Source organism: Bradyrhizobium sp. USDA 327 (genome assembly GCF_041262065.1).
In the GTDB taxonomy this organism is placed as follows: Bacteria; Pseudomonadota; Alphaproteobacteria; order Rhizobiales; family Xanthobacteraceae; genus Bradyrhizobium; species Bradyrhizobium liaoningense.
The window spans coordinates 7,087,175-7,100,291 of the sequence record NZ_JBGCCW010000001.1; the positions used below are offsets into that span (position 1 = coordinate 7,087,175).

The 13,117-nt window shown below is 66.6% G+C and carries 13 protein-coding genes and 1 pseudogene; 6 read left to right on the forward strand and 8 right to left on the reverse strand.

What is annotated here, in order from left to right:
- Nucleotides 1-79: 79 nt before the first annotated feature.
- The 4 genes from ABIA42_RS33485 to ABIA42_RS33500 all read left to right on the forward strand — a co-directional run bounded on the left by ABIA42_RS33485 (nt 80) and on the right by ABIA42_RS33500 (nt 3,472).
- Nucleotides 80-1,279 (forward strand): tyrosine-type recombinase/integrase, encoded by a 1,200-nt coding sequence (locus ABIA42_RS33485; protein WP_370117120.1) that lies wholly within the window; start codon nt 80-82, stop codon nt 1,277-1,279.
- A gap of 930 nt (nt 1,280-2,209) precedes the next feature.
- Entirely contained in the window at nt 2,210-2,536 is a 327-nt protein-coding gene (locus tag ABIA42_RS33490; protein WP_259223142.1) for a hypothetical protein, read from the forward strand.
- A gap of 52 nt (nt 2,537-2,588) precedes the next feature.
- Nucleotides 2,589-3,038 carry a hypothetical protein gene (locus ABIA42_RS33495; RefSeq protein WP_370117116.1) on the forward strand — a complete coding sequence of 150 codons (450 nt, stop codon included), beginning with the start codon at nt 2,589-2,591 and terminating at the stop codon, nt 3,036-3,038.
- A gap of 140 nt (nt 3,039-3,178) precedes the next feature.
- A complete protein-coding gene (locus ABIA42_RS33500; protein ID WP_370117113.1) occupies nt 3,179-3,472 on the forward strand; it encodes a hypothetical protein in 294 nt (97 codons plus the stop codon).
- A gap of 179 nt (nt 3,473-3,651) precedes the next feature.
- Here the strand turns inward: ABIA42_RS33500 and ABIA42_RS33505 are convergent.
- Nucleotides 3,652-4,302: pseudogene (locus ABIA42_RS33505) on the reverse strand (magnesium chelatase domain-containing protein); the annotation flags it as partial.
- A 229-nt stretch (nt 4,303-4,531) separates the two neighbouring features.
- On the opposite strand from ABIA42_RS33505, the gene ABIA42_RS33510 reads away from it, so the two are divergent.
- Nucleotides 4,532-4,777 carry a PilZ domain-containing protein gene (locus tag ABIA42_RS33510; protein WP_018644993.1) on the forward strand — a complete coding sequence of 82 codons (246 nt, stop codon included), beginning with the start codon at nt 4,532-4,534 and terminating at the stop codon, nt 4,775-4,777.
- A gap of 79 nt (nt 4,778-4,856) precedes the next feature.
- Entirely contained in the window at nt 4,857-5,627 is a 771-nt protein-coding gene (locus tag ABIA42_RS33515; protein ID WP_271528794.1) for a tetratricopeptide repeat protein, read from the forward strand.
- 80 nt (nt 5,628-5,707) lie between these two features.
- Here ABIA42_RS33515 and ABIA42_RS33520 read toward each other — a convergent pair whose 3' ends face one another.
- The 7 genes from ABIA42_RS33520 to rsmI form a co-directional block, all read right to left on the reverse strand.
- A complete protein-coding gene (locus ABIA42_RS33520; protein WP_271528793.1) occupies nt 5,708-6,997 on the reverse strand; it encodes an AAA family ATPase in 1,290 nt (429 codons plus the stop codon).
- On the reverse strand, nt 6,994-7,728 hold the full coding sequence (locus ABIA42_RS33525) for a CpaD family pilus assembly protein (protein ID WP_271528792.1): 735 nt from the start codon (nt 7,726-7,728) through the stop codon (nt 6,994-6,996). The genes ABIA42_RS33520 and ABIA42_RS33525 overlap by 4 nt, the downstream gene beginning before the upstream one ends.
- A 56-nt stretch (nt 7,729-7,784) precedes the next feature.
- Complete coding sequence (locus tag ABIA42_RS33530) at nt 7,785-9,302, reverse strand: type II and III secretion system protein family protein (RefSeq protein WP_271528791.1); 1,518 nt, start codon at nt 9,300-9,302, stop codon at nt 7,785-7,787.
- Between the two features lie 10 nt (nt 9,303-9,312).
- A complete protein-coding gene (gene cpaB, locus ABIA42_RS33535) occupies nt 9,313-10,131 on the reverse strand; it encodes a Flp pilus assembly protein CpaB (RefSeq protein ID WP_370117108.1) in 819 nt (272 codons plus the stop codon).
- A gap of 497 nt (nt 10,132-10,628) precedes the next feature.
- Nucleotides 10,629-11,573, reverse strand: coding sequence for a glutathione synthase (gene gshB, locus ABIA42_RS33540; RefSeq protein WP_370117105.1), 945 nt, complete (start codon nt 11,571-11,573; stop codon nt 10,629-10,631).
- A 10-nt stretch (nt 11,574-11,583) separates the two neighbouring features.
- Nucleotides 11,584-11,985 (reverse strand): YraN family protein, encoded by a 402-nt coding sequence (locus ABIA42_RS33545; RefSeq protein ID WP_028178952.1) that lies wholly within the window; start codon nt 11,983-11,985, stop codon nt 11,584-11,586.
- Complete coding sequence (gene rsmI / locus ABIA42_RS33550; RefSeq protein ID WP_370117101.1) at nt 11,972-12,922, reverse strand: 16S rRNA (cytidine(1402)-2'-O)-methyltransferase; 951 nt, start codon at nt 12,920-12,922, stop codon at nt 11,972-11,974. Before rsmI ends, ABIA42_RS33545 begins: the two co-directional genes overlap by 14 nt.
- Between the last annotated feature and the right edge of the window lie 195 nt (nt 12,923-13,117).

Genomic DNA, 13,117 nt, shown 5'->3' on the forward strand with positions numbered 1-13,117 from the left:
GACGGAGCCGCTGACGGAACGTGCGCGGACCTAGCCCTTCGAAAGCAAGCCGTGCACGCGTCCAGGGAGCTCTTGTACCATGAACTTCTTCTACAAGAAACTGAGCGAAGCCGCGCTGGAGCGGGCCGCTGTCCTGCCGTCCCTGATCGAGGGCGAGCGGGAACCCAAATGGTCGATCCGGATGCGCCCGTCCGGGTACTACGCCTTGTGCAAGGACGGGGAATTCTTCGAATCCACCGGCCTCGACACCGAGCCGGCGGCGCTGGAATTCCTCGATACCTGGAAGCTGCAGTGCGAGGCGCTCCGGGACGGTACCGTGGACGTCCGGCGCTCCTCGGCGACCGCGATCATCGAGCACCGCATCAAGATCGTGCACAAGAAGAAGCTGCGCGGCGCTTCCGTGATCGAAAGCACGCTGAACGCGCTCAAGCCCTTCGTCGAAGGCCGCCAGTTGCGGCACCTCAACGACGAGTGGCTGGACGAGGTCGAGGAGGGCATGTGCGAGAACCACTCGCGCACGTATTACACCAACGCGATCTACTTCTACCGCACCGCGATCCGGGGATGGTGCCGCGCCTGCTCCTCGGCGCCGATCCTGCCGTTCGAGGCGCCGCCGCGGGAGGCGGGCCGCAAGATTGTCCTGCACAAGGCCCAGCGCGACCGCGTGGTGCGCTGGGCGGGCGGCACCGAGGACTTCAATCCGAAGACCGGCCGGTGGACGCCCCGGGAAGGCGGCCTGTCCGCGAACGAGGCGAACTGCCGCCAGGTGACCTACCGCAAGATGCATCTCGGGCTGACCTTCGGCTCCCGTCCCGGGGTCTATGAGTGCCTCGGCTGGGAGCCCAACGAGGAGGGGGGGCACCTCGACCTCGACGAGGGCATCTTCCACCGCGTGCCGCTCGGGGCGAGCACGGCGGCCAACAAGCTGAGCCCGTCGGTGCCGATCCCCCCGGAGGCGCTGGCCGAGTACGCCCGCTGGCGCGAGACCGACGGCGACTCGCCCTGGGTCTTCCGCAACCTCGACGGCAGCCCGTCGAGCCTGCGCCGCCAGCAGGATATCTTCTCCGAAGCGATGGCGGCGCTGGGCATCGAGAACATGACCGGCCACATCCTGCGCCACACCGCGATCACGATGATGATCGAGATGGGCGAGACGGCCGCGGCGATCTCGGCGGTCTGCGGCATCTCCATCGCCGTGCTCCACCGCGTCTACGACCACTCGGACAACCGCGCGGTGCAGAAGCTCGCGCTCGGCTCCATGGACCGCATGATGCGCTAGGCCGCGGCATCCCCGTGCCCTCCTCCGCGACGCCGCCGGCCGACGAGGCCGGCGGCTTTTTTTTCGGCCCCGCGGGCCAGCCGCCGTACGATCCCCGTACGGCCGCTGGCCCCCGGCAACCGGCGCCGGCGACGCCAAGGCGCGTCCCATTTACCTCCATGAGCCCTTGGGGTCTTCCTCCGGCGAAATGCGACGCTGGTTAACGCTTCTATTAGAACCCAATAAAATCGGGGTTTTTCGAGGAAGCCCAAGGCAATCTGAGGTAGCAAAACCGGCTTTAGGGCCGTTCATTCAGGTCGTGACCGTACATTGTCCGTACTGTCACGAAGAGGCGCAAGATGGTCTAGAACTGGCCTTGCCGCGGCACCGCCGGTGGCATCGGACCTGGAGCAAATGATCATCGATGACGGTGGGGGCGTTGATCGGCGTTCCGGTCGGCGCCGGTCACTGGAAGCGAACCAATTCGCGCTGCGCTTTCCGACCCGCATGATCCTCGAACTGGCCGCGGCCTACGCCGATCCGCGTGAGATGGCCGCCCTCGCGGCCCCGGCCAGAGGCTCGCCGCCGGCGACCGCGACCGCCGCGAGAGAGCGCCCACCGCCGTCGATCCGCTGGTCCAGCCGGCGCGCATCGTCTGCAACGCCTCGGGCCGCTGCTGGCGCACCCGCCCGCCGGTCTACGCGCCGCCGGTCGTGGTCTACCCGCGCCGCCACGTCCACCGTTACGGCTACGGCCCCTGCGTCGCTACGGCCGCGGCTGTTGATCGGCCGAAGGATCCGAACACGAAAGCCCGCCTGACGGCGGGCCTTTTTCGTTTCGGCGGGCATTGGAACTTCACAAATCTAAAATTTTTCAGATAAATGTTGTACACGTATCTAAAAACGTTTAGATATGCGAGATCGATGTCCGAGAACGAAAGGAATTGCCTCCATGAAGCCCATCGTCTTCGCCCAGCTCAAGGCCATCCAGGCCGACGCCCACGCGGCGAAAAAGGCCCAGGACGCCCTCGTCGTCCGCATCGACGCCATGGTCGCCGAGCACTCGCCCAAGGACGCCGCCGGCAGCAACCCGGAGGACTGGAAGCGCCCCGACGGCCGCATCAGCGACGTCGGCGCGCTGGTGATGGAGGGCATGTTCGCCTCGGACCGTCCGGTGGGCGAGATCGCCAAGGACTTCAAATGCAGCCCGAGCGCGGTCAGCCACCGCAAGAAGCTCTGGGAGGCGAGGACTGGCGCCCAGCCGGACGTCCAGGCCTGACGCCCGGCATCCGCCGGCCGTGATCCACCGACCTTTTCCAAGGGAGAACGAAATGACCGATCTGACCAAGCTTTCCGTCCGCGAGCTTGAGACCATGATGGACAACGCCCGCACGCGTTCTGGCCTGCCGGGCGCGCAGGATGCCTACCGGGCGGCCGCGATCGAGCTCTTCAAGCGCCACGGCGCCCACCGCGACGACCCAGTCCTCGCCGGCTGCTGGGGCGCCATAGGCCTCGCCGACCGCGCCCGCTACGAGCGGACCGGCAAGCGGCTGAAGTCGAACCACAGCCTGGCCTCGATCAAGCGCAACGGCGAGCTCGCCTTTATGACGGCCTGCGCCCTGGGCCGCACGCTGGGCACCGGGTTCGACCTGCTCGTCGAGGCCGGCCTCGGCATGTGCACGGTGGAATACGTGGTCGCCGCCAACGCGACCGCTTTCCCCGACGACGCGGTGCAGTCGGCCCGGGCGCGCCTGGCCGCCCGCGGCATCGCGCTGCCGTGACGGATCCGGGCGGGGACCACTGTTTTCGGGCGATCCCCTGCGAAGGAGGAACTGGGCTGGGGGCTGAGGTCGGGGCCGCGGGCGGTCCCCGCCCGGCTCTCAACGGCGGCGGCGAGATCGCCGACGCGTTGGACTTGGCGATGGCTGCCCGCACCGAACGGGCCGCCATCGCGGTCCTGACCGGGTTGTCGAGCGTCGACGTCCCGGTGGCCAGCGCCGTCATGACGACCGCGACGCCGCGGCGCTTCACCGTGATTGACTTCCGCGCACTCTGGTCACTAGGCATCGAGCGGCGTGGTTACTATTCAATGACCTTTTACCTAGGTTATCTGGAAGCCTGCCGCGGCATCGCCTCCGATGCCGCCGTTGACCTGCGCACGCTCGACCGGGCTCTCTGGAAATACGCGGACGCCAACCAGCGGGTGGGCAGCTAAGAATGTTCTTCTCTCGCCGCCGAGAGCCCATCTGGACGTCACTCACGGGAATTTGAGCGGTCGAACTGCAGTATTTTCTGTGGATTCAATCAGATAGCGCTGAACTGCCCCAAGGGGCCTCGAAAGTATTCAACGATCCTGGTTCACCTTGAACGACATCAATTTACTCGACTTTTGTATCCCATCCTCAACAGGTGATGCCCGCCGGCGGCTGCGATCTCCAGCGCGCGCTTGGCGCTTTCCTGGCCCTTGATGTCGCGCAGGTCGAGCGTCGAGGCGGCGGCCTCGTGCACCTTCGGCGAGGGTCGCGACAGCACCTGCGTGCCCTTGAAATGGTTGGCGATCTGGATCAGCGAGTGTGCGGCGATGATCTGGATGTCCGGGCTCGCCCAGGCTGCTTCCGAGCCGCAGGCCGCCGGGCAGATCAAGCCTTCCTCGCGCGCATTGGCGCCGATCGCGGCGGGAAGAACGCCGGCCACCGGGGCGATCGAGCCGTCGAGGCCGAGCTCGCCGAGAACGGTGAAGCCGGTCAGCGCATCCGGCGGGATCGCGCCGATCGCCGCCATCAGCCCGAGCGCGATCGGCAGGTCGTAATGGCTGCCTTCCTTGGGCAGGTCGGCCGGTGCCAGATTGACGATGATCCGCCGCGCCGGCAGCGCCAGCCCCGAGGCGATCAACGCCGAGCGCACCCGCTCGCGCGCCTCCGACACCGCCTTGTCCGGAAGACCGACGATGGCGAAGGCCGGCAGGCCAGGGGCGACCTGCACCTGCACGTCGACCGCGCGGGCCTCGATCCCCTCAAAGGCGACGGTAGAAACCCGCTGAACCATGCTCGAACCAGCCTGCCCCTTTCGCGCAATTAGGGGTAGCAGAGCGCGGCCGCCTGCGCAAGAACAATACGGGAACATCTCCCGGCGCCCGCGCAAGCCCTAACCGGGTGTAAACGCGACGCGGAGACTACGTCTCGAATGCTCCCTTCTGTCCTCAGCACATTCCAACGAATGTCCATTACTCCTGAGGCTGCGGGATGGGCCGTGATCTAACAAATGAAGTAGCAAGATGCTTGCAAATCGCCGGAGAAGCGAACGTCGGGTGTGCAGCCGGCTCGCCAAGATTCATTTTGGCGCGGGCTCGCTGCCGCGGGACTGCACGATCACGGATATTTCGGACGGGGGTGTGAAAGTGGTGGCGGAATTCCTGGAAGTGCCGCCGCAATTCACCATCATCTTCGCGCCTGACTATTCCCGCCAGTGCCGCCTGCGCTGGCGCATCGGCTGCGAGTTCGGCGCCGAGTTCGTCGATTAGGCCGCAAGGGCGGCCCTCCTTAACGGGACTTTAGCGTTAATGGGTCAGCATCTCTGATCAGTTGCCGAGTGATCAGAGTATGTCCAAGCGTTCGTCCCTCGCCGCACCGGCGAGATTCCTGCTTCCCGCGCTCCTGGTGCTCGGCCTCGGTGGCTGCCAGACAGCCGGCATCGACGATGTCACCGGCGCGCTCGGCGCCAAGTCGGAACCGGTCGGCAGGGCCGACACCAAGTCCGACATGGACGCGCTTCGCGAGCGCTATCGCGCCAGGCCCGGCGATCCCGGTGTCGCGCTCGCCTACGGCAAGGCGCTGCGCGAGTCCGGTCAGCGCGCGCAAGCCGTCGCGGTGCTGGAGCAGGCCGTGCTCGGCCATCCCAGCAACAAGGCGCTGCTCGCCGGCTATGGCCGCGCGCTTGCCGACAACGGCAATTTCCAGCAGGCCTTCGACGTCCTCAGCCGTGCGCATGCGCCGGAAGATCCGGACTGGCGTATCCTGTCGGCGCAGGGCGCGGCGCTCGATCAGCTCGGCCGCAACGAGGAGGCGCAGCAATATTACGCCGCGGCGTTGAAGATCGTGCCGAACGAGCCGACCGTGCTGTCCAATCTCGGCCTGTCCTATATGCTGCAAAACAATCTGCCGAAGGCCGAACAGGTGCTCGGCCGCGCTTATCAGCGCAATCAGAATGATGCACGGGTCCGCGCCAATCTCGCGCTCGTGCTGGGATTGCAAGGCCGCGAGGCCGAGGCCGAAATCCTCGTGAAGGCCGATCTGCCGCCCGATCAGGCGGCGGAAAAGGTCACGGCGCTGCGGCAGCTGCTGGCGAGGAAGCAGCAGCGGGCGGACAAGTAGCCCGCTCTTTCCAGCTTCTTGTTTTGCCGCGTTTTCGTGACGCGACGCGGTATCCACTGCGCTCGAAAACGCATCTGCCGCTACGACGCCTTGCGATGCGGGGCTGATCCGCGCCCCGACCTGCCCTTCAGCTTTTTCAGGAGCGGCTCGAGCAGCGAGCGCTTCGGCTTCTTCACCTCGCCGCGGCCGGCGAGGCGGTTCGCCATGTTCTGGAACAGAAGCGTGGTGCGGTGGGTCTTGGAGACCTCCGCGATCATCTGGCCGTTATTGGCCGCGGTCGAGAACAGTTTCGAATCGAACGGGATCACCGCGATCGGCTGGCTCTCCATGGTCTTGGCAAACGCCTTGACCTCGATCTCCGCGCGCTTGTGCATGCCGACCTGGTTGAGGCAGTACAGCGGCGGGCGATCATTGGGGCGTGCCGCCTTCAGCACGGTCAGCATGTTCTTGGTGTTGCGCAGGTTCGCGAGATCGGGCTCGGCCACGATCACGATGTCGTCGGCATTCACCAGCGCGCGCCGCGTCCAGCCGGACCATTGATGGGGAACGTCGAGCACGATGCAGGGGGTGGTCATGCGCAGCGTGTCGAACACCGCATCGAAGGCTTCGGCACCGAAATCATAGACGCGGTCGAGCGCAGCCGGCGCCGCCAGCAGGCTGAGGCGATCGGTGCATTTGGCGAGCAGGCGCTCCATCAGCGCCGTGTCCGGCCGGTCCTGCGACAGCACCGCATTGGCGATGCCCTGCACCGGATCCTGGTTGTAGTCGAGGCCCGCCGTGCCGAAGGCGAGGTCGAGATCGATCACGACCGAATCGAGCGCGAGGTCTCGGGCGATGGTCCAGGCTACATTGTGCGCGACGGTGGACGCGCCGACGCCGCCCTTGGCGCCGACCACAGCGATGACGCGGCCGGTGATGATGGCCTCGGAAGCCGAGAACAGGCTGCAGATCGAGCGAACGACGTCGAGCGTCTCGACCGGGCCGACCACGTAGTCGTTGACGCCGCGGCGCACCAGCTCGCGATAGGGCGCGGTGTCGTTGGGATTGCCGATCACGACCACGCGGGTGCCGGGATCGCAGACGCCGGCGAGGTCGTCCAGGCCCTCGAGGATGTCGCGCGTGCCGTCGGACTCGATGACGATCACATTGGGCGTCGGCATCGATTCATAGACCTCGATCGCCGCCGCTAGGCCGCCGTCCTTGACGGTGAGGTGGGCCTTGGCGAGCCGGCGATCCTCGCCCGCCGCGGACACCGCCTTGAGCGTCTGCTCGGTCTCGCAAAAAGCCTGCACCGAAATACGAGGAACCGGTGCAATGTGTTCCTCGGGGTGCCGTGGATCGTCCGATTCGTCGTCGTCGAAGCTTGTCATCTGCCGGTGTCGCTGAGTTTGGCCTTGTCGGATTCGGGTGAGGGCGTCGCGGTCGGCGTGCCCTTGCGGTAACGGTCGAAGGCGATGTTGCGCCGTGCGGTATAGGCGGGCGTCTCGGCGCGCGGCTGCTCGAGATCGGCCGGGTTGTCGATCATGGCCGCGAGATTGCGCTGGCTGGCGCAGCCCAGATTGAAGTAGGGCCGGTTCTCGTTGTAGCCGGGATCGAGGATGGAGGGGCCGACGTCTTCCGGCCACAGCCCGCAGGGGCCGGCGACGGCCGCGATCTTCGAATAGCTCAGGCGGATGGTGGGCAGCAGCCCGGGATCCTCGGGGCGGTAGGGATGCTGGACGATGGCACGCGACGGCACGCCGCCGGACGCGAGCACGGACCGGATTTCCTGATAGGTCGCAGCAGCCGCGCGCGAATTCGTCGTGTCGGTGGGCACGTCGACGACGACGGAGCCGGTGCCTTCGCGCACCCAGTCCCGCGCGATGCCCACGACGTCCGAATGCTGTGCGGCCGAGAGGCCGCCTCTCGCCTTGCCGACGAAGATCACGATCGAGCGCTTGCCCTCCTGCACCGCGATCGGGTGACGCTGGCGATAATCGGTCGGCACCGTCTGGGTGACGATCTCGCCGGTGGTGTTGCAGGCGCCCAGCATGACGGAGATCCCCGCCAGTGCCAGCACCACGCCCAGATTGCGACGTCGATCGGCTGTCGTCTTCGTCATCGCCTCATCCCCTCCTGCCCCAATTCCTGCCCCGGTCCCCAGGCCGCGCGTTCGTCTCAGTCGATGATGAAGCCGAAATCACCAGGCGCGCCGTTGATCGGATCGACCCGGCGCGCGATGCCATAGAGGCGGTTCATGCGGCCGAGCAGCGCCGTCTGCGCGTCCGAGGCCGGCGCGAAGCCGTCGTCGGGCCGCGACAATTCCTTCTGGGCGACCGCACGCACCACATAGGGCGTCACGATCACCATCAGCTCGGTCTCGTTGTTGACGAAGTCCCGGCTGCGGAACAGTGCGCCGATGATCGGCACCTGGTCGACGCCGGGCAGGCCGTTGATCGCCTGCTTGGTCTGCTGCTGGATCAGGCCGGCCATGGCCATCGAACCGCCCGAAGGGATTTCCAGCGTCGTCTCGGCGCGGCGGGTCTGGATCGAGGGAATGGTGATCGAGTTGTTCGTTGTCGCAGAGACCGCCTGCGTCAACGTGATCGAGTTCGTGTTCGACAGCTCCGAGACCTCGGTCATCACGCGCAGGCTGATGCGACCCTCGCTGAGCACGACCGGGGTGAAGTTCAGGGAGATGCCGAACTTCTTATAGGTGACCTGGGTGGCACAGGAGCGGGTAACCGGATCGCAGGTGTAGCCTGCGGGGATCGGGAACTCGCCGCCGGCAACGAACGTGGCGGATTCGCCGGAGATCGCGGTCAGGCTCGGCTCGGCCAGCGTTCGCATGACACCGGCACTTTCCATCGCCCGCATCGTGGCGCTGACGGTGGCGACTCCGTTGGAGAGGCCGGCGACGCCGAGCCCGTTGCTGCCGACGATCGGCCCGCCCGAGACCGGGAACGGGTTTGAATTGTTGAAATTCACCACGGCCGTGCCGGCGTTCAGGCTGGCGCTGAGATCGACGCCCAGCTGCTTGACGATGTCGCGGCGGACTTCGCCGACCACGACCTTGAGCATCACCTGGTCGCGGCCGCGTACGACGATGTTGTTGACGACCTTGTCCGGGCCGCCGACGAGTTTTGCGGCGACGTCGCCGGCCTGCTGGGCCTCGACCGGGCTCGACACCGAGCCGGTCAGCATCACGCTGTCGCCGACGCCTTCGATCTGCACGCCCGGCAAGGACTGGCGCAGCGCCGTGCGCATGCCGTTGAGATCGCGCTTCACGGCGATGTCGTAGGAAGCGACCTGCTGGCCGTCGGCGCTGAAGAACACGACGTTGGTCTGGCCGACCTGGCCGCCGATGATGTAGGCGCGCTGCGCCGAGCGGACCACCGCGTTGGCGATCTTGGGGTCGGCCACGAGCACGTCCTTGACCTCGCGCGGCAGGTCGATGACGACGGACTTGCCGACGCCGAGCGACAGGAATCGCGTCCTCGCCGGCGCCACCGTCGAGACCGGTGACACGCCGAGGTCCGGCGCTTGCATCGGCGCCTGGTCGCCAACAGGCGCATCCGCAGCGCTGACGACGTCAGAGGCCGCGAGCAGCCCCAGCATCAACATCGTCCCCGCCAGGAACGAGCGCGCGCGCTTCCCCCGAATGCGCAGGCTCGTCCGATCACCCCGGTAACTCATGCTATCCCCATCACTTCTGTGACGTCAGTTGTCGTGCCTGCACGCCGTAACGGATCACGTTCACGCCGCCCTGGCGCTTGACCGCCTGGTCCTCGGGCGTGCCGTCGACTGCGTTGGCATCGACGATGCTGCGCAGCGCGAGTGTCAGCGTGCCGCCCTGGCGTGCGGCCGAGAGCGTTGCGACCTGGTCGGGCCGGAGCTCGAGCGTGACGGTCTTGCCGAGCACGGCGTTCTGGCCGTCCTTTTCCTTCGGCGCCTGGTCGATCGCGAGCACGCGGATGTTGATGAGAATGACCTCGGACAGGATGAGGTCGTTGCCGCCGGTCGGACCATCGTTGTTGCCGTCGGGATTCTTCAGGCGGCGGGTCAGGATGATGTCGACGCGGTCATTCGGAAGGATGAAGCCGCCGGCGCCTGTTTCGGCCGAAATCTCGGTGGAGACGGCGCGCATCCCGGACGGCAGGATCGCGGCCATGAAGCCGGAGCCTTCGGCCCTGACCAGCTTCTGCTCGCGGATCGGCTCGCCCTGCATCAACGGCACGCGTGCGATCGAGCCGGCGATCTGGGTCTGCGCGTCGGGCCTGCCGTCGCGGCGGATGAAGGCGCTGCTCGCAGTCGCGGCCGGCCAGGCCTGCCATTGCAGATCATCGGGCTTTACGGCCTGTCCGAGCTGGATATCGTTCTTCGCGACGAGCACCTCGACCGTCGGCAGCTTCTCGGCGACGGGAAGGACAGGCGCGGGGTTGTTGTCGAAGCCGCTCGCCAGATACGCAGCGACGCCGCCGGCGCCCAGTGCGATGACGAGAACGACAATGCGTGCGGTGTTCATGCGCCTCTACTCTTACGCGGGGCACTCGAACTGCACTTTGCGTGTTCCCCCGCGTCGATGAGTAGGGAGCAAAAGTATAAGGGGTGTTGCGAGGCCGAATGCGATGGCCGGCCGCGATGCTGGTTTTGGGCGGATGGTGAACGCGGCGTTATTCGATCGGCCAGCGGCTCCGTAGTTTCACGCAGTGCGTCCCCTGCGTTCGAACGAACGCGAGCGGCGTCATGGTGAACGGGTGGTTAGCGACGAGGATGGCGACGGCCTACCGGGATGCCAATGAGATCGCAGGGGCGCGCCACAGAATCGCTGTCGTCCCTGCAAACGCAGGGACCCATACCGCGTGATCGCTCGGTTGCGAAAAATAGAAGTACCAACGAGGAGTCTTCGCCAAACCACGCCCTGTAGCTACGGGTCCCGGATCGGCGCTCCGCTTCGCTGCGCTTGTCCGGGACGACGGCGGGGAGAGGTTGCAGGCCCCCCAACGCAATCATTGCAAAGCGCTACTTCTTCCGCTTCCGCTCGATCACGTCCCAGATCCTCGCCGCGACGTCGGGGCCGCCGAGCCGCGAGATGGCGCGGATGCCGGTCGGCGAGGTGACGTTGATCTCGGTGAGGTTGCCGTTGATGACGTCGATGCCGACGAACAGGAGGCCGCGCTCGCGCAGCGCCGGACCGACGGTGGCGCAGATCTCGCGCTCGCGCGGGGTGAGCTCGGTCTCCTGGGCCGCGCCGCCGCGCACCATGTTGGAGCGGAGGTCGTCGGCGGCCGGCACGCGGTTCACCGCGCCGGCGAACTCGCCGTCGACCAGGATGATGCGCTTGTCGCCGTGCTTCACCTCGGGGATGAATTGCTGGATCACCCAGGGCTCCCTGAACGTCACCGAGAACATGTCGAACAGCGAGCCAAAATTCATGTCCTGCGGCATCACGCGGAACACCGCCGCGCCGCCATGTCCGTGCAGCGGCTTCATGACGACGGCGCCGTACTTGTCGCGAAACGCGTTGATCTCATCGAGGTCGCGCGAGATCAGCGTCGGCGGCATCAGCTGCGGAAAATTCATCACGAACAGCTTCTCCGGCGCGTTGCGCACGGAGGCGGGATCGTTGACGACCAGCGTCTTCGGATGGATGCGCTCCAGGAAATGTGTCGAGGTGATGTAGGCGAGGTCGAACGGCGGGTCCTGGCGGAGCAGCACCACGTCAAAGCCGTTCAGCGCTTCGCGCCTGGGCTCGCCCAAGGTGAAGTGGTCGCCGGGCTCGTCGCGCACGGTCAGGAGCTGAACCGGCGCGACCAGCTCTCCGCCGACCATCGAGAGCTTGTCGGGCGTGTAATAGGACAGGCCATGGCCGCGCTTCTGCGCTTCCAGAAGCAGCGCAAAGGTGGAATCGCCCTTGATGTTGATGCGGGCGATGGGATCCATCTGGACGGCGACATTGAGTTTCATGATCTGCCTTTCAGGTCGAGGCGTCGAATGCCGCCAACACATGGCGCGGAAGCGAGCGCGGCGCAATCAGCATGGCGTCGAATCGCAATTCGAATTCGGCATGCTCGGGATGCGCTACGAGCCAGCCTTGCGCGGCGTCGATGATGCGCTGCTGCTGGCGCGGCGTCACCGCGAAAGCGGCATCGTCCAGGCTCGCCCGCGCCTTGACCTCCACGAAAGCGATCAGGTTGCGGCGGCGCGCCACGATGTCGATCTCGCCATGCGGGGTGCGGTAGCGCTTGGCGAGGATGCGGTAGCCCTTGGCCATCAGATAGGCCGCGGCGCGGCTCTCCGCGGAAATGCCGGTGCGGAACGCGGCGACGCGCTCGGGCGAGGCAACCTTCGGTTCCCTGGGGATCTCAGTCTTCGCCATCGCCGCCCCGAAGATCCTTTGCGAGCGCGAGCGCGCGGGCATAGACCTCGCGGCGCGGCCGGCCCGACAGTGCGACCGCATGCGCCACGGCATCCTTGACGCTGTTTGCGGCAAGCTGCTCGCGCAAGAGCCCGTCCAGCGCTTCCGATGCCAGCACGTCGGCGTCCGCTGCGGGCGGGCCGATCACCAGAACGAACTCGCCGCGCGTCTCGGGCGCATCGGCTTGCCGCGCGAGCTCGGCGAGCGGCGCACGCCTGACCTCCTCGTGCAACTTCGTCAGCTCGCGGCAGACCGCGGCCTCGCGTTCGCCCATGATCTCGGCGAGATCGTCCAAGGTGGCCTGCATCCGGTTGCCCGACTCGAACATCACCAGCGTCGCGTCGATGCGCGCAAGCTCGGCCAGGCGTGCGCGGCGGGCCGCGGATTTCGCCGGCAGGAAACCCTCGAAGAAGAAGCGGTCGGTCGGCAGCGCGGCGACGGACAGAGCTGCCAGCACCGAGGACGGGCCGGGCAGCGCGTGCACCGGATGGCCGGCGGCGCAGACCTCGCGCACCAGCTTGAAGCCGGGATCGGAGATCAGTGGCGTGCCGGCGTCCGACACCAGCGCGACCGAGCCGCCTTGCGCCAGCGCCTCGAGAATCTTCGGACGCGCCGCTTCCGCATTGTGCTCGTGATATTGCTTGAGCGTTGCAGCGATCGCATAGCGCTCGGTCAGGCGGCGCGTGATGCGGGTGTCCTCGCAGGCGATGACATCGACGCCGGCGAGCGTCTGAAGCGCCCGCAGGGTGACGTCGCCGAGATTGCCGATGGGTGTCGCGACCAGATAGAGACCCGGCGCGGCCTTCGGCGCCGTGAGCCGATGGGCATCGATGGAGAAACCGCGAGAGGCGGCGTCTTGAGCTTCAGACGTATTTATCGGGGCCGGCTTTGCGCGCATAATGAAGCCAACTTAGGCACGATCCGCAGGGCTGGGAACCGGGTGGTCGAAAAAGTTCGTGCCCAAGATCGTGCCCAGGTGAGGGGGCGAGGAACGGACGGGAATGTGATCGGTCAGGATCACGTCGAGAGGGAATGAGGGACATCGCGCCATATTCACGACGGAAACGCCGCCTTGATGCTGGATGAGCGACGG